Origin of the sequence: Bacillus sp. PSXD-155 (assembly GCF_049310765.1) — a bacterium.
GTDB lineage: Bacteria > Bacillota > Bacilli > Bacillales > Bacillaceae_G > Bacillus_A > Bacillus_A cereus.
The window spans coordinates 40,853-56,624 of sequence record NZ_JBMOWC010000023.1; the positions used below are offsets into that span (position 1 = coordinate 40,853).

Consider the following 15,772-nt stretch of genomic DNA (forward strand, 5'->3'; position numbering starts at 1 on the left):
GACCTTGTATTTACAAGGCCTTTTGCAAACTCCCTTTATTTTGTAACAAGTACATATTATAATACAAACCTTGCTCACTTAGTAATTCTTGATGTGTTCCTCTTTCTACTATCTCTCCATCATGCATCACAAAAATTTGATCTGCATCTTGAATTGTAGATAACCTATGCGCAATGGCTATCGTCGTTCTACCTTTTCGCATTTGTTGCAACGCTGTTTGAATAGCCTCTTCTGTTTCTGTATCGATATTAGCTGTTGCTTCATCTAATACTAATACTTTCGGATTCGTTGCTATCGTTCTAGCAAAAGCAATTAATTGTCGTTGACCGCTTGAAAATGCTGCACCTCTTTCTACTACTTCTGTTTCATACTGCTCTGGTAACTTTTCAATAAACGTATTCGCTTGCACAAATCGAGCAGCTTCTTTTACTTCTTCATCCGTAATTTCTTCATTATACATACGAATATTTTGCTTTACATTTCCAGCAAATAAAAATGCATCTTGCAATACGAGTCCTATTTTCTTTCTAATTTCTCGTTCTTCAAATTTTTCTAAATCTTCACCGTCTATTACAATATTTCCTGACTTAAGATTATAAAATCGCATTAACAAATTCATAATCGTACTTTTTCCGCTACCAGTATGCCCAACAAAAGCAACCGTTTGCCCTTGTTTCACGTGAAATGATACATTTTTTAAAACGTCACGCTTTCCATCATACGAAAAAGTAACATTTTTAAATTCAATATCTCCATCCACAACTTGAGGATTCTCATTGCCTTTTTGAACCGGTGCTAAATCTTTCTCGTCCATTAAATGAAATACACGTGATGACGAAACAAGTGCCTGTTGGAAAAAGGACAATTTCATCATCATCTCATTTACAGGTTGGAAGAAACGATGTATATAGTTAACAAAAGCATATAAAACTCCTACTTCAACAGGGCTCTTTAAAGCATCAATCCCAAATAAACCTAGTACTAAAGCAATAGCTACAATATGTACTAAATCCGTAGCTGGTCGTAAAAGTAATGCGTCTAACTTCAATGTACGTCGCCCTGCACTATAATGTTTATTATTCACTTCTTCAAACTCTTTTCTCATACGTTTTTCTTGTCTGAACACTTGAACAATATTCATTCCTTGTATGGACTCGTTCAATTTTGCATTTAACACGCTTAGTTGATTACGTACTTCTAAATAAAAAGCTGCACTTTTCCGGCGATATAATACCATAATCGCGAACATTATCGGAATTAATACGAGAGAAAATAACGCTAATTTTACATCTAATAAAAACATCGCTATTAAAATACCTACTAAAAAGACTACATTTTTCACAAATGTTGATAATACACTGACATAAAAATCTTTAATCGCTTCCGTATCATTCGTTATACGAGATACGAGCGTACCAATTGGCGTACGATCAAAGAAACTTAATGATAGCTTTTGAACATGTTCATATACTTCAACTCGCATATCTTGAACAATCTTAAAAGCAATGTTCTGAAAGTACAATAGATTTAAATACGTAAATAATACTTTTAATAAATGAGCAACTATGTAAATTACAAATAAAGTAACGAGTGCTGATCGTTCAAAATCCTGCGGTACTAGGTGTTCATCGAGGAATTGTTTAATTAAAAAAGGCCCCATCATTTCCGTTACTGTCGCACCAACTAAAAAGATAAATGCTAAAGATAGCAACCCTTTATATGGCTTCATATAAGAAAGCAATCTACTTAAATCACTTCGCTTCTTCTCTACCATCATACGCCTCCTTTCTCAACTAAAGCTTCTAATTGCTGACTTTCATACATTTCTTTATACCAGCCGTTTTCCTTCATTAATTCCTCATGTGTACCTCTTTGTACAATTCTACCTTCATCAACAACAAGAATAAGATTGGCATGCTGAATTGCACTTAATCGGTGTGCAGTAATAATCGTCGTTTTCCCTGCTCTTTCCCTCTTTAAGGCACTTAAAATTGTCTCTTCTGTTTTTGCATCTACCGCTGATAAACAATCATCCAAAATTAAAATTTCAGCATTTGTTAATAAAGCACGAGCAATAGAGATTCGCTGTTTTTGACCACCAGATAACGAAACGCCTCTTTCCCCTACTACTGTTTCATATCCTTCTGAAAATTGGAGGATATCATTATGAATACAAGCAATATCTGCAGCTTGGGTAATTTCATTATATGTAGCATCCGCCTTTCCAAAGGCGATATTCTCACCAATACTTGCTGAAAATAAAAAATGATCTTGTGGCACATATGAAATAGCAGAACGGACACCATGAAGTGTTAAATCTCGAATATCTCGCTCCCCAACTTTTAATTCACCATTAAAATGATCATACTCACGGATTAAACATTTTAATAAAGTCGTTTTCCCTGCACCTGTACGTCCTACAACTCCTAGCGTTTCGCCCTTCTTCAAATCAAAGTGAATATCGTTTAAATGTAACAGTTCATTTTTCTTATACGAAAATGAATCAACGGCAAACGAAACATTACCGCTCGCTATCGTATGTACAGCATTTTCTCTATTTACTACATCTGATTTTTGTGAAAGAATTTTTTCTACACGGTCATATGAAGCACGCCCACGCTCCATAATATTGAACAACCATCCAAACGCTAACATTGGCCAAACGAGGGTACCTAAATATGTCGTAAATGTAACGAGATCACCTACTGTTAATTCACCTCTTACAACTAATACCGATCCGTAACATACTGCAATTAAAAAAGAAAATCCAACGATAAGAGCGATTGTCGGATCAAATAACGAATCAATACGTGCAACTAACACATTTTTATGCACAACATCTTCTGATTTTTTTCGAAACGCCTGCAAATCTTCTTTCTCTTGTCCAAGCGATCGAATCACTTTCATTCCACTCATACTCTCTTGCACTTTATCATTAATTTCCGAAAACGATTGCTGTGCTTTATGAAACCTTTTATGTAATAACGTTCCATAATAATTTGTCGAAATGGCTACAATCGGCATCGGAATTAAACTTAACAATGTTAACTTCCAACTAATTGTAAAACCCATCGCTACGAGTACACATCCCCCAACAGCTAATGAATCAACAAGCGTTAAAACACCCGCTCCAGCAGTTTGCTGGATCGCTTGAATATCATTGGTCGCATGTGCCATTAAATCACCTGTTCGATTTGACTGATAGAAAGATGGACTCATCTTTGTAAAATGTTCATATAAATTTTTTCGTAATTGGCGAGCTAATTTTAACGAAGACCCGAAAATCATAATACGCCATATGTAACGTAATATGTACATCGTAATACCTACAATTACTAATAGTACAACCCAATTTAGTAACTTATTGGTCGTCAATGTTCCATCATTAATTTCATCTACAACGATTCCAATTACTTTTGGTGCTACAAGTTCTAAAAGTGCAACGCCAAATAATAAAATAATTCCGGTTATGTATGCTCGTTTTTCTTGTTTAAAAAACCACGCTAAATTCATAAACACTTTCATTTTTTTCCTCCTCCCTTAAAATGAGCGATGTTTTCAGTTTATCAAAAATACAGAATTTTTAAAAGTTTTAAAAACTGTAACTAACAAAAAGAAAGACACTCTTAGCGAGTGTCTTTTAGCGCTTATTTCATTTGTTGCTTGTTCATTGCGCTCATCATTTGATTGATTTTCTTTTGGGAAGGTTTTTGTCCCATTTGCATCATCATCATTTTTAACATTTGTTCGTTAATTGGTGGATTTTTTTGTAAGTAATTCATCATGTATTTGCGGGCAATGAAAAATCCTAACGCCACGCCTGCTACTAGTGCTACTACGCCCACTAGAATACCTAACCAAATTGGCATATATTTTCCTCCTTCATGTTGTCTACCTTACAGTGTACTAAAACCTTTTCAATAAGACAAGATACAATTCGACATTTTTTACACATATGTTCGTACTTGTTTTAGAGGATTCAGCCATCCGTACTTTGTATTTTCATAATCCATAGCTAAAAATGTTAATTCACACTTTCTTAACACCTCAAAGAAAGTCGTTTCCATAGAGACATTTCCAGAGGTATTCATACGAATATAGTGCGGTTTCACCATTATTTCACCGTACTCCGCTCCCGTATAAAGTGTATGTGTATGATGTGTTCTATCATATTTACCAAGAACGCGCAAAGCTTGTTCTAATTTATGATGAATTTTCATTACTTGCAATGGTTTTGTTATATACATCATTTGTTTATATAACACTTTTTTCTCCGAAAGGGACCCAGATTCTGAAAATCGAGCAAATAAATCAAAAAACAAATATTCACGACCAAAATAAGATTTCGCAATATCCTCTTGAATTAAATACAATTCATACGTTTTCATTTTTCCCCTCCCAATCTGGACAACCTTTTCTCTTCATTATATATAAGAAAATTTGCAATGATTGTCTGACTGCGGAGAGATAAAAAACTTTTTCTGTCGAAAAAACTCATTTACATAGAAAAATCTCTCCATGCCGGAGAGATTTTTCTGAAATCATTAAAGCATTTCTTTTACTTTACGAACAACGTTCTCTACAGTAAATCCATACTCTTCCATAATCTTCTCACCAGGAGCAGAAGCACCGAATGTATCGATACCTAACACATCTCCTTCAAGACCTACGTAACGGTGCCATCCGAATGTAGCACCCATTTCGATTGCGAAACGTTTTGTTACTGCTTTTGGTAATACAGATTCTTTGTACTCTGCAGTTTGAGCTTCAAAACGATCCATAGATGGCATGCTGACAACAGCTGCGTCAACACCGTCTGCTGCTAATGCTTTTTGAGCTTCAACAGCTAGGCTTACTTCAGATCCAGTTGCAAGTAAGATAACATCAGCCGTTTCTTTCTTGCTTGCAGAAACTACATATGCACCTTTTGCTACTTTTTCATACGTATCATCTTTTGCACCTTCTAATGTTGGAAGGTCTTGACGAGTTAATACTAAAGCAGTTGGTTTGTTTGTAGATTCTAAAGCCAGTCTCCAAGCTGCAACAGATTCGTTACCATCAGCTGGACGGATAACAGAAACGTTCGGCATTGCACGAAGCGCTGCTAATTGCTCGACTGGTTCATGTGTTGGACCATCTTCACCAACAGCGATACTGTCATGTGTGAATACATACGTTACTGGCAATTGCATTAATGCCGCAAGGCGAATTGCTGGACGTAAGTAATCAGAGAATACGAAGAACGTACCACCGTAAGTTTTTAAACCGCCATGTAATGCAATACCGTTCATTGCTGCACCCATTGCGAACTCACGTACACCGTACCAAATGTTTTTACCGCTGTAATCATCTCTTGTAAAGTCTTTTTCGTTATTCATGTATGTTTTGTTAGAACCAGCAAGGTCAGCAGATCCACCGAAGAATGATGGTACAGACTCTGCAATTGCATTAATTACAGCACCAGAAGAATTACGAGTTGCTGCTTTTGATCCTAATTCATAAGTTGGTAAGTTTTGCTCCCAACCTTCTGGAAGTTGACCGTTCATTGCTGCTTGGAATTCGTTTGCTAATTCTGGGTATGCTTGTGCATATTCACCTAACATAGTGTTCCACTCTGCTTGCGTAGTTTCACCAACATCTTGTACTGTTTTACGGAAGTTGTCGTATACCTCTTCTGCTACGTGGAAATCTTGCTCAGCAGTCCAAGCATATGCTTCTTTCGTTAATTTTGTTTCTTCTACACCAAGTGGAGAACCATGTGAAGCTGATTTTCCTGATTTGTTTGGAGAACCGAAACCAATTGTCGTTCTTACTTCAATTAGCGTTGGGCGTTTTTCGTCAGCTTTCGCTTCTTCAATTGCTTTCGCGATTGCTTCAATATCGTTTCCATCCTCAACACGGATTACTTGCCATCCGTATGCTTTGTAACGATCTTCTACACTTTCAGAGAATGAACGATTTAAATCGCCATCTAATGAAATATCGTTTGAATCATAAAGCACAACAAGGCGACCTAATTGTAAATGAGCAGCTAATGAAGATGCTTCAGCAGAAACGCCTTCCATTAAATCTCCATCACCACAAATAGCGTATGTATAATGATCTACTACATTATACGCATCACGGTTATATTTAGCAGCTAAATGTCTTTCAGCCATTGCCATACCTACAGCAGTTGCAATACCTTGTCCAAGTGGACCAGTCGTTGCATCTACACCAGCTGTATGACCGTACTCAGGATGTCCTGGAGTTTTGCTTCCCCATTGACGGAAGTTCTTTAAGTCATCCATTGTTACATCATAACCAGATAGGTGAAGTAGGCTGTATAATAACATTGAACCATGACCTGCAGATAATACGAAACGATCACGGTTAAACCACGTTGGGTTATTTGGATTGTGTTTCATAAATTGAGTCCATAATGTATAAGCCATTGGTGCTGCACCCATTGGCATTCCTGGGTGACCAGAGTTTGCTTTTTCAATCGCATCGATGGATAATGTGCGAATCGTGTTGATAGAAAGTTGTTCGATTGAATGTGACATGCTATTCTTCCCTTCGCTTATATTAGTAAACGTTTTATACATTTATATGATAGCTTCCCACGCAAGATTATACAACATGTATCGACAAATATGTTGATATTTTTTTGATTTTTTATAAAAAAATCAATGTTTCCGGGAATGTATGGGCATTCAATATGACATACTTTTTCATTATTTTTATTTTAAAAAGAAAGAGAATTATCTGTATATTTATACAAATTTCTTCTATTCTTACTTTTTTAAATACGTTTTTAAAAACATAAAAAAGCATCTAACTTCGATGCTTTTCAAATAAGTTAAACAATCCGTTTCCGAATCGAACTTGAAATCAAATCAATTATAATTACCATTAAAATAATACCTAATAAAATAATCCCAACACGAGACCAATTCCGTGAACTCAGCGCAAAAATTAAAGGTGTACCAATCCCTCCCGCTCCAATAACCCCTAAAATCGCAGCGGATCGTACATTAATTTCAAATCTGTATAACGTATACGATAGAAAATCTGGTAACACTTGTGGTAACACTGCATACCAAAGTATTTGAAAACGGTTTGCTCCTGTTGCTAGCAACGCTTCCGTCGGTCCTTTATCTATGTTTTCAATTCCTTCTGAATATAGTTTCCCTAACATTCCAATAGAATGTAATCCTAAAGCTAATACTCCTGCAAAAGAGCCTGGACCAACAGCTTTTATAAATAAAAGAGCCATAACTAATTCAGGAAACGTACGAACAAAACTAAGTACAAATTTCCCAGATCCTGAAGTTAATTTTCCACTACTCATATTCGTTGCCGCCCAAAAGGCAAACGGAACAGATAAAAATGCAGAAATAAATGTACCTAATATCGCAATTGCCAACGTATCAATTAATCCATGTAATAAATCTTCACCATCTGGCAAAGATACATACGACCAGTCTGGATTTAATATCCCTGTCATAATTGCTTTCGTGATTTCACCTGCTGTGTCCTTTATCCCTTCTAATGGTACTCCTGAAAAGGCCCATACATATACAACTGTAAGTGCTATTAAAATAATCCAGCGATATATACTCGGTTTCTTCGGTTTTGGCACAATCATCGTCGTTCTATTCATTATAGTTTCTCCCGCAACAATGTACTAATGTAGTCAATTAACAAAACAACAATAAGGGTATAGATAATTATAGAAGCAGTTTGTTGATATTGTAAAAATCCAAGTGTACGATCATAATATAGTCCAATACCACCTGCTCCTACTAAACCTAGGACAGCCGCTGCACGTACATTCACCTCAAATGTATATAGTACATAGGAAACAAAGTGTGCTTTTACTTGTGGAATGACTCCATAAACAATCCATTGTACCTTAGTAGCCCCTACAGCTGTCATCGCTTCTAGTGGGCCAGGGTCAATTGATTCAATTGATTCATACAACAATTTCGCTACAAGTCCAATTGAAAAAAAAGTAAGAGCCAAAATACCTGGAAGTGGCCCAATTCCAAAAATCGCTACGAAAATAGCCGCCAATAATAAATCTGGTATTGTTCGTATAAAATTTAAAATCATTCGAGCTAGACTGTATAAAAATGTGTTAGTAAACACATTACTTGCTGCAAACAATGCAAGTGGAATAGCTAAAATCGCTCCTAAGGTCGTCCCAATAATCGCCATACGTATTGTATCTAACATCGCTGTTGTAATTACTTGAAAATAACTCCAATCAGGTGGCACCATTTCTTTCAATAGATCTACCATATTTGGAAAACCGTCCACCAGTTTTGAAAATGATGCATCTACTTGTACACTACTACTCCACAGCATTAAAATAACTAAAATAAACGTTAACATATGTTTCAATTTACTCGGCGGCTTCGGTATTTCATTTGAATATATCGTCACGTCATTCATTTTACTGCCACCTCTAATAATTCGCTTTTCTGAGCAACGTCCCCATAAATTTCAGCAAATTTTTCATCCGTTGCTTCTTCTACTAAACCGTCAAAAACAATTTCTCCTGCATGTAATCCGATAATGCGTGTCGCATATTGTCTAGCCAAATCAATAGAATGTAAATTTACAATTGTCGTGATTCCAAAATCTTCATTAATTTTTTTCAAATCATTTAGCACTTGCTTTGTCGTAAGTGGATCTAACGATGCAACAGGCTCATCTGCCAATATGATTTTTGCTTCTTGCGCCAATGCTCTAGCTATCGATACACGTTGCTGTTGTCCTCCTGATAATTCATCAGCACGCGCATATGCTTTTTCTAAAATATTCACTCTTTTTAATGCTTGAAATGCGAGCTCCACATCTTCTTTCGGAAACAAACCTAACGTTGTACGTAATGTGGAATGATATCCAACACGACCAGCTAATACATTTTTTAATACTGTTGATCGCTTTACAAGGTTAAAACTTTGGAAGATCATACCGATATCCCGGCGCATACGCCTTAATCCTTTTCCTTTCGCAGAAGTAATAGACTCACCTTCAATAATAATTTCTCCTTCGGTAATCTCATGAAGACGATTTACGGATCTGAGAAGTGTAGATTTTCCAGCTCCGGATAATCCGACCATTACAATAAACTCACCTTTTTGAATCTTTAAATTTATATTATTCAATCCCTTTGTGCCATTCGGATACATTTTGGAAACATTTCGAAACTCTATCACACATCTTACCTACTTTCAATGTATTATCAATAACTAAAAAACGGCAAACTAACTGAAATCTCACACCTTCCAGCTAGCCGCCATTTCACTATGTATTATTGCGTCTTCACTGTCTTTCCATATTCACGAACAATATCAAATTTACTATCATCAGATTTAATATATCCTTCATGAGAATATACTTCTTTAATGATTTTACGGCCTTCCTCATTTTTTCCAATTTCAATGAAAGCATCTTGTAATTTCTTGCTCCACTCTGCATCTAAATCCGAGCGTACAGAAATTGTATCGTTCGGAATTTTCTCAGTAAATTTCACTATTTTCGTTTGATCAAATATATTCGGATAATCCTTTTTTACAATATTACGAGCATCTTGGAATACAACAGCTGCATCTACATCACCATTTAAAAGAGCAATAAGTGACTGATCATGCCCTTTTAATGTAACAGGTTTCACATCCTTTAGCGGATCAATTCCCTCTTTTAATAGAACAGCTGCAGGCCATACATATCCTGCTGATGATGTTACATCTTGATAACCAATTTTTTTACCTTTTAAATCTTTTACACTATTTATATTAGAGTCTTTTTTAACAACAAACTCAGATTTATAATAATCTACTAAATCTTTTGTAGGAGCTCCTGTTTCATCCTCTACTCCAAAACGTTGTGCTTGCAAAATTACATTTGCAGCCTTCTTTTCATGTGCTAATACGTACGCTGTTGGCGGTAAAAATCCTACATCTACTTGTTTAGATGCCATCGCTTCTACAATTGTATTGTAGTTAGTTGAAATACTAACTTTTACCGGAATATTTAATTTATCGCTTAATAGCTTTTCCAATGGTTTTGCCTTTGCCTCTAACGTATCCGCATTTTGAGAAGGAACAAATTGAACATTTAAGGTCTTTGGTACATAACCTTTTTTCGTATCTTCATTTTTACTTGCACTGGACTCTTTCGTCCCGCAGCCACTTAATAATCCGGCCGCTAGTACAACTGTTGTACTCATTGCAAAAACTTTTTTCAACATATTAATGCCTCCATTTTTCTTGTTATAAAATAACCTTCCGTAAACATGAAGAAATATATCACATATTTTGATACACAATTGGTTATTTACAGAATCTTTACACATTCTATACATTCACATCAAAATTCACTTCACATATTTGATATGATTAATTGGAAGATAACAATAGAAAAGGTGAGTCATATTGGAACAAAATCAAACTGTAACTTTAAACATCTTATTAACAAGCGATATACATGGCACTGTTTATCCCATTCACTACCAAGATAACTCCCCAGCAGAACTTGGTTTAGCTAAAGTTTCTACTCTTATAAAAAAAGAACGTTCCCAAAATACAAACGTTCTTTTAATTGATAATGGCGACTTTATTCAAGGAACGCCATTTACTTATCATTACGTTACATACGAAAAAAACAAAAAAAATCCAATGTCCTTATTAGCGAATTACTTACAGTATGACGCTGCAATTATCGGCAATCATGAATTTAATTACGGGATGAATATATTAAATAATGCTGTGACTACTGCGAACTTCCCGTACCTATCAGCAAACATATTAGATAAAAACATAAACAAACCCTATTTCGGAAAACCTTATTTAATCAAACAGATTGAATCCAATATAAAAATCGCTATTTTAGGGGTAACAACACATTACATCCCAAATTGGGAACAGGCCCATCACATTAAAGATTTACTATTTGAAGATGCATTAAAGACTACAAAAAAATGGGTTTCTTATATTCGCGAACATGAGAAACCCGATTTATTAGTCGTAGCCTATCACGGTGGATTTGAAAGAGATTTACAAACCGGGGAACCTACTGAAGTGTTAACAGGTGAAAACCAAGGATATGCAATGTGCCATGAAATTGAAGGCATAGATCTTTTACTAACAGGTCATCAACACCGAGAAATTTCTCACACAATGGCTAACGGTGTAACAATTTTACAGACCGGATGCAATGGACACTCAGTCGGAAAAGTAAAAGTAACATTCGAAAAAACGAAACATAAATGGGTGAAAAAAGAGAGCTCTTCTGAATTATTATCTGTACAAGGAATTGAAGCGGACCAAGATGTACTTTCATTGGTAGCCGATTACGAAGAGAAAACACAAAAGTGGCTTGATCAACCTATTGGAATCATTCAGGGGGACATGCAAATTTCAGATGCTATGCAAACTCGTTTGCACGATCATCCTTTTATCGAATTCATAAATAAAATACAGATGGATATAGCTAAGGTATCAATTTCTTGTACAAGTATGTTCCATAATACATCTCCAGGTTTCCCGGAACATGTAACAATGCGTGACATCGTTTCTAATTATATTTATCCAAACACATTAAAAGTAATTAGAATAACTGGAGCTGATATAAAAGCCGCTCTTGAACTCTCTGCTTCTTATTTCACATTAAAAACAGATGGATCCATCATCGTAAGTCCTACCTACATAGAACCAAAACCACAACATTATAATTACGATATGTGGGAAGGGATTTCATATGTATTAAACATTTCAAAACCAATTGGTGAAAGAGTAGAATCTTTACAGCATAACAGTGCTCCTCTTAATATGAATGAAGAATATGAAGTTGTAATGAATAATTATCGTGCAAGTGGCGGGGGAAATTTCTTTATGTTTCAAAACAAACCGGTAGTAAAAGATATACCCACAGATATGTCTGAACTTATCGCTAATTATATATTGGAACATAAAACGATAGAAGCAACAGTTAATAACAACTGGAAAGTTATTAAATAACGATTTTTACAAATAAAAAAAGATGGGCTTCGCCCATCTTTTAATTTAATTTTGCATTATCTTGCTTTTTTAAAGCTTTTAATTTCGTCGGTGTAACATCTGTACCTTCTTCGTTAACAACTTTAATTCCTTTAAGTTCGTTTAACATATTTTGACGAAATCCTTTTAAATATTGTTCACGTAGCGATTGACGCTCACGTTGCTCTTCTTCAGTTAAACCTTCAGCTTTTGCTTTTTTCGCTAAGAAGTTAATGCGTTCAACGAGTTCGTGATTAATCATCTCGAATCCCCCTTCTAATCAAAACTGATTATTATCATACAATAGTTACTCTTCTTTATCAAGCAATTGCTTTGTATACTCTACATATCTACGATGTACAGTCGCCTTTGAAACATTATGACCAAATCCACGTAATGTTGCTGCAATTTCTTCAAACGTGAGTTCACTTTTTCGCAAACGTACAATTTCCTCAATTGGCACTTCTTTTTTCTCTCTTCCTACACTTAAATGACGATTTTTTAAATTATTTTCTGGACGATAACCTTTTTCTACTGCACGTTGCATACCTCGTTTAATTTTCAAATTATGAATCTTTCTTTGATATTCTTCAACAATACCAATAATATCTAATACCATCGAATCAGAATCCGACAATTGTAATTCACCATTATGTGTATGCGTATATACTTTTATGCCTTCTTTATGTAAACAATGCATTAATGCGATCTTCGCATTTCCTCTACCAAGGCGCGTTTCATCTTGTATAAGTAACACATCAATTTGTTCGTCTCGAATTGTATCCAACACCTCTAATATACCGTCACGTTCAATTGTATATCCACTAGCCTGCTCTTCAATCACCTTAGTAACATTCATTTGATAGCGCTCAGCTAAATGCAATAATTCATCTTTTTGCCGTAATAATGATGTTTCTTGCGCTTCTTTCGTTGTACTCACACGTGCATAAATAATTGCATTCATTTTGAACCCCTCTTTCTCCCTATTATTTCCCTATAGTGTAACATAAATCCGCCATTTGTTCGAACTTATGTTTGTAGAATGTTTTTTCACATGTTATACTTATTAATAAGAAAAATGAAAGAAAACGAGGTGTTAGAAAACATGGAAAAGTTAACGAAACGCCAGCAAGACATTCTCGACTTTATTAAGCTAAAAGTACAAGAAAAAGGATATCCACCTTCCGTACGTGAAATTGGGCAAGCAGTCGGCCTCGCTTCTAGTTCTACAGTGCACGGACATTTATCACGATTAGAAGAAAAAGGATACATTCGACGCGATCCAACAAAACCACGTGCCATTGAAATTTTAGGTGAAGACCGAATGGATACGGAAACACAATCTGTTATTCAAGTTCCAATTGTCGGAAAAGTTACTGCCGGTTTACCAATTACAGCGGTTGAAAGCGTAGAGGAACATTTCCCACTTCCAGCTAGTATTGTTGCTGGAGCAGACCAAGTGTTCATGTTACGTATTTCTGGAGATAGTATGATTGAAGCTGGTATTTTCGATGGAGATTTAGTTGTTGTTCGCCAACAACAGTCTGCATATAATGGTGAAATTGTAGTCGCTTTAACAGAAGATAACGAAGCAACTGTTAAACGTTTCTATAAAGAAAAAGACCATTTCCGTCTACAACCAGAAAACTCTTCATTAGAACCTATCATTTTAAAACAAGTGTCAGTTATCGGGAAAGTAATTGGCGTATATCGTGATTTACATTAAAAATAATAAAAAGAAGATAATTACCTTATTTATATACGGTAATTATCTTCTTTTTTTGTATTTTGATAGATTTCCATACATTCTATTTCTTATTAACGAGTTTCAATCGTCACATCTCCCGCAGCCGTTTTACCGCTAATCTTTTTACTACCATTGCCAATTGTTACGTTATTATTTTCTTCATTAAAAATTGTTACATCTCCGGCAGCACTTTGCCCAGTAATTACCGCATCTTGTGGTTTTTCCGATAAAGTAATATCTATATCTCCCGCAGTTGAACTTGCTTCTAGATTATACTTGGAATCATGATCTTGAATATTTATTTCCCCACTTGTTGTTTTTGCGGTCACTTTCCCTAATACCTTCTTAAAGTTCACCTCACCAGCTTTTGTCGATCCTTCCACATTCTTAGCCGTTACTTGTTTCAACTCTACTTCTCCAGCAAGTGTTCTAACACTTACGCTATCACTTTTCACATCACTCATTTCGATTTGTCCAGCAGATGAATTTACTTTTACATCTTGATAAGAGCGCTCAGGCACAAGGAGAGTCAATTTAGACGTTTGAAACCTAAAATTATAAAAAGAAAAATCAAATGAAGCACCTTTTTCTCTTTCCCCAATAATTTTTAATGTGTCACCATCTTCTGCAATACGAATCTCTTGTTTACGTACATCTCCTGATTGCTTTACATAAAAAGAAGAATCAGGAGATTTTTGGATAACAATATCTCCGGCATCTAACTTAACTTCTATATTTTTTAATGTTTCGTTTTTAATTACATCTTCTTTATCGCCTTTTTCAGCAGTTTGTACTGCTTTTTCATATGTTTGGGAAATTCCTATTACTCCAATAATGATACAAGCGATAGCGATTAAAAATAGTTTTTTCATCATTTACTCTCCTTTTATCATTTTGAAGTTCCATATTACATATCGTACACACAATCTCTTAAACCACTTTGTACTATAAAAAGCGATAATACATAACAATAAACCTACTCCAACAAACGTTATACTAACGAAAAGATCCAACCATATAAAAGTACCCATAAACACTTTTCCAATAACGAAAAATGGTGTTACTACACTAGCAATACCACCAATCCAAAAAGAAAATATAAAAGCAACAATTGCGACTAACGGGCCTAACACAATAATAAAATTAAACAAACTAAGTCCAATCGCTGCCATAACAGCTCTTGTCACATTTGAAGTCGATGGATTTTTTTTCATTTCATCGAAGCGATACATCGCAAGTAACTCTTTTGCGATTACTTTCGGAGAACCAAGGCCCTGAATTATTTCTGATTCAGTTTTCCCCTCTTCTAGTCCAAACTGAAAGTGCTCTTCATAATCCAATAAAATATCTTGCCTCTCTTCCTCTGGTAACTTTCTAAGATAACTTAATAATTCTTTAAGAAACCCTTCTTTACTCATCCCATTCCACCCCTTCAATAATTTCTTGTACCCCTTTCGCAAAATCACGCCATTCTGTTACTAACAAATGAAATTGCGTCTCCCCTTGCTCTGTTAATTGATAATATTTACGAGGTGGCCCTTCCGTAGATTCCTTTAAATACGTTTGAAAATACCCTTCTTTCGTCAAACGACGTAATAAAGGGTATACTGATCCTTCCGATATTAAAAATTTATTAGAGATTTGCTGAACAAGTTCATAACCGTAACTATCTTTACGTTTTACAAGTGCTAATACACAAAGTTCAAGCACACCTTTTTTAAACTGAACGTTCAAGTGCCATCCTCCTTCCCTATCTTAGTACTGTTCAATACACGGTACCTGATTTATCCATAATATACCACTTAGTATTATTTATTGCAAGGTACTAAGCTATATTTATTCCCTAAATTTAGAAAATGAACTAACGAAATTCTGAATAAGACTGTGTTATAACTAGGCATCATTCAAGGTTTCATTTCATTTACATTAGACTTCATTCACTCTTTCCTCTTGAAGAATCCACCACAACCTTATTCACTATAGCTAATGAGAAAAA

At 35.3% G+C, this 15,772-nt stretch carries 16 protein-coding genes; 2 read left to right on the plus strand and 14 right to left on the minus strand.

What is annotated here, in order from left to right; genetic code table 11:
• Positions 1 to 10 precede the first annotated feature (10 nt).
• The 9 genes from ACO6VI_RS21820 to ACO6VI_RS21860 form a co-directional block, all read right to left on the minus strand.
• Positions 11 to 1,774: an ABC transporter ATP-binding protein gene (locus ACO6VI_RS21820; RefSeq protein WP_063548387.1), complete on the minus strand. Its 1,764-nt coding sequence runs from the start codon at positions 1,772 to 1,774 to the stop codon at positions 11 to 13.
• Positions 1,774 to 3,525 carry an ABC transporter ATP-binding protein gene (locus ACO6VI_RS21825; protein WP_023522787.1) on the minus strand — a complete coding sequence of 584 codons (1,752 nt, stop codon included), beginning with the start codon at positions 3,523 to 3,525 and terminating at the stop codon, positions 1,774 to 1,776. Before ACO6VI_RS21825 ends, ACO6VI_RS21820 begins: the two co-directional genes overlap by 1 nt.
• 122 nt (positions 3,526 to 3,647) lie before the next feature.
• Positions 3,648 to 3,869 carry a YneF family protein gene (locus ACO6VI_RS21830; protein ID WP_001123317.1) on the minus strand — a complete coding sequence of 74 codons (222 nt, stop codon included), beginning with the start codon at positions 3,867 to 3,869 and terminating at the stop codon, positions 3,648 to 3,650.
• A 78-nt stretch (positions 3,870 to 3,947) separates the two neighbouring features.
• The gene (gene sirA / locus ACO6VI_RS21835; RefSeq protein ID WP_000860652.1) at positions 3,948 to 4,388 is read right to left on the minus strand and encodes a sporulation inhibitor of replication protein SirA; all 441 of its coding nucleotides are present in this window, start codon (positions 4,386 to 4,388) and stop codon (positions 3,948 to 3,950) included.
• 156 nt (positions 4,389 to 4,544) lie between these two features.
• The gene (gene tkt, locus ACO6VI_RS21840; protein ID WP_016512442.1) at positions 4,545 to 6,545 is read right to left on the minus strand and encodes a transketolase; all 2,001 of its coding nucleotides are present in this window, start codon (positions 6,543 to 6,545) and stop codon (positions 4,545 to 4,547) included.
• Between the two features lie 296 nt (positions 6,546 to 6,841).
• Complete coding sequence (gene phnE / locus ACO6VI_RS21845; RefSeq protein WP_001082388.1) at positions 6,842 to 7,645, minus strand: phosphonate ABC transporter, permease protein PhnE; 804 nt, start codon at positions 7,643 to 7,645, stop codon at positions 6,842 to 6,844.
• Positions 7,645 to 8,439 carry a phosphonate ABC transporter, permease protein PhnE gene (phnE, locus tag ACO6VI_RS21850; RefSeq protein ID WP_001000774.1) on the minus strand — a complete coding sequence of 265 codons (795 nt, stop codon included), beginning with the start codon at positions 8,437 to 8,439 and terminating at the stop codon, positions 7,645 to 7,647. The genes phnE (ACO6VI_RS21845) and phnE (ACO6VI_RS21850) overlap by 1 nt, the downstream gene beginning before the upstream one ends.
• The gene (gene phnC, locus ACO6VI_RS21855; RefSeq protein ID WP_023522788.1) at positions 8,436 to 9,209 is read right to left on the minus strand and encodes a phosphonate ABC transporter ATP-binding protein; all 774 of its coding nucleotides are present in this window, start codon (positions 9,207 to 9,209) and stop codon (positions 8,436 to 8,438) included. The genes phnE (ACO6VI_RS21850) and phnC overlap by 4 nt, the downstream gene beginning before the upstream one ends.
• A 95-nt stretch (positions 9,210 to 9,304) precedes the next feature.
• Positions 9,305 to 10,243, minus strand: a complete 939-nt coding sequence (locus ACO6VI_RS21860) for a phosphate/phosphite/phosphonate ABC transporter substrate-binding protein (protein WP_000915063.1) — start codon at positions 10,241 to 10,243, stop codon at positions 9,305 to 9,307.
• 184 nt (positions 10,244 to 10,427) lie between these two features.
• On the opposite strand from ACO6VI_RS21860, the gene ACO6VI_RS21865 reads away from it, so the two are divergent.
• Positions 10,428 to 12,011, plus strand: coding sequence for a bifunctional metallophosphatase/5'-nucleotidase (locus ACO6VI_RS21865; protein WP_063548389.1), 1,584 nt, complete (start codon positions 10,428 to 10,430; stop codon positions 12,009 to 12,011).
• Between the two features lie 40 nt (positions 12,012 to 12,051).
• On the opposite strand, the gene ACO6VI_RS21870 is transcribed toward ACO6VI_RS21865, so the two are convergent.
• Both ACO6VI_RS21870 and ACO6VI_RS21875 read right to left on the minus strand, forming a co-directional pair.
• Positions 12,052 to 12,291, minus strand: coding sequence for a DUF896 domain-containing protein (locus ACO6VI_RS21870; protein ID WP_000607015.1), 240 nt, complete (start codon positions 12,289 to 12,291; stop codon positions 12,052 to 12,054).
• Between the two features lie 45 nt (positions 12,292 to 12,336).
• Entirely contained in the window at positions 12,337 to 12,993 is a 657-nt protein-coding gene (locus tag ACO6VI_RS21875; protein ID WP_000991471.1) for a YneB family resolvase-like protein, read from the minus strand.
• A gap of 141 nt (positions 12,994 to 13,134) precedes the next feature.
• On the opposite strand from ACO6VI_RS21875, the gene lexA reads away from it, so the two are divergent.
• Entirely contained in the window at positions 13,135 to 13,755 is a 621-nt protein-coding gene (gene lexA / locus ACO6VI_RS21880; RefSeq protein ID WP_000413738.1) for a transcriptional repressor LexA, read from the plus strand.
• Positions 13,756 to 13,847: 92 nt separating this feature from the next.
• Here lexA and ACO6VI_RS21885 read toward each other — a convergent pair whose 3' ends face one another.
• Genes ACO6VI_RS21885 through ACO6VI_RS21895 form a run of 3 tightly spaced genes read right to left on the minus strand, consistent with a single transcriptional unit; the run spans position 13,848 to position 15,510 of the window.
• Positions 13,848 to 14,651, minus strand: coding sequence for a DUF4097 family beta strand repeat-containing protein (locus ACO6VI_RS21885; RefSeq protein WP_063548391.1), 804 nt, complete (start codon positions 14,649 to 14,651; stop codon positions 13,848 to 13,850).
• Positions 14,652 to 15,194, minus strand: coding sequence for a DUF1700 domain-containing protein (locus ACO6VI_RS21890; RefSeq protein ID WP_023522791.1), 543 nt, complete (start codon positions 15,192 to 15,194; stop codon positions 14,652 to 14,654). It lies immediately after the preceding gene.
• Positions 15,187 to 15,510, minus strand: coding sequence for a PadR family transcriptional regulator (locus ACO6VI_RS21895; protein WP_001102628.1), 324 nt, complete (start codon positions 15,508 to 15,510; stop codon positions 15,187 to 15,189). The genes ACO6VI_RS21890 and ACO6VI_RS21895 overlap by 8 nt, the downstream gene beginning before the upstream one ends.
• Between the last annotated feature and the right edge of the window lie 262 nt (positions 15,511 to 15,772).

Bases quoted from the DNA above. Each gene is read 5' to 3' on its own strand.
- ACO6VI_RS21820 (WP_063548387.1), bottom strand. From the start codon at position 1,774: ATGGTAGAGAAGAAGCGAAGTGATTTAAGTAGATTGCTTTCTTATATG.
- ACO6VI_RS21870 (WP_000607015.1), bottom strand. From the start codon at position 12,291: ATGATTAATCACGAACTCGTTGAACGCATTAACTTCTTAGCGAAAAAA.
- ACO6VI_RS21885 (WP_063548391.1), bottom strand. From the start codon at position 14,651: ATGATGAAAAAACTATTTTTAATCGCTATCGCTTGTATCATTATTGGA.
- lexA (WP_000413738.1), top strand. From the start codon at position 13,135: ATGGAAAAGTTAACGAAACGCCAGCAAGACATTCTCGACTTTATTAAG.
- sirA (WP_000860652.1), bottom strand. From the start codon at position 4,388: ATGAAAACGTATGAATTGTATTTAATTCAAGAGGATATTGCGAAATCT.
- ACO6VI_RS21825 (WP_023522787.1), bottom strand. From the start codon at position 3,525: ATGAAAGTGTTTATGAATTTAGCGTGGTTTTTTAAACAAGAAAAACGA.
- tkt (WP_016512442.1), bottom strand. From the start codon at position 6,545: ATGTCACATTCAATCGAACAACTTTCTATCAACACGATTCGCACATTA.
- ACO6VI_RS21875 (WP_000991471.1), bottom strand. From the start codon at position 12,993: ATGAATGCAATTATTTATGCACGTGTGAGTACAACGAAAGAAGCGCAA.
- ACO6VI_RS21860 (WP_000915063.1), bottom strand. From the start codon at position 10,243: ATGTTGAAAAAAGTTTTTGCAATGAGTACAACAGTTGTACTAGCGGCC.
- ACO6VI_RS21890 (WP_023522791.1), bottom strand. From the start codon at position 15,194: ATGAGTAAAGAAGGGTTTCTTAAAGAATTATTAAGTTATCTTAGAAAG.
- phnE (WP_001082388.1), bottom strand. From the start codon at position 7,645: ATGAATAGAACGACGATGATTGTGCCAAAACCGAAGAAACCGAGTATA.
- phnE (WP_001000774.1), bottom strand. From the start codon at position 8,439: ATGAATGACGTGACGATATATTCAAATGAAATACCGAAGCCGCCGAGT.
- ACO6VI_RS21830 (WP_001123317.1), bottom strand. From the start codon at position 3,869: ATGCCAATTTGGTTAGGTATTCTAGTGGGCGTAGTAGCACTAGTAGCA.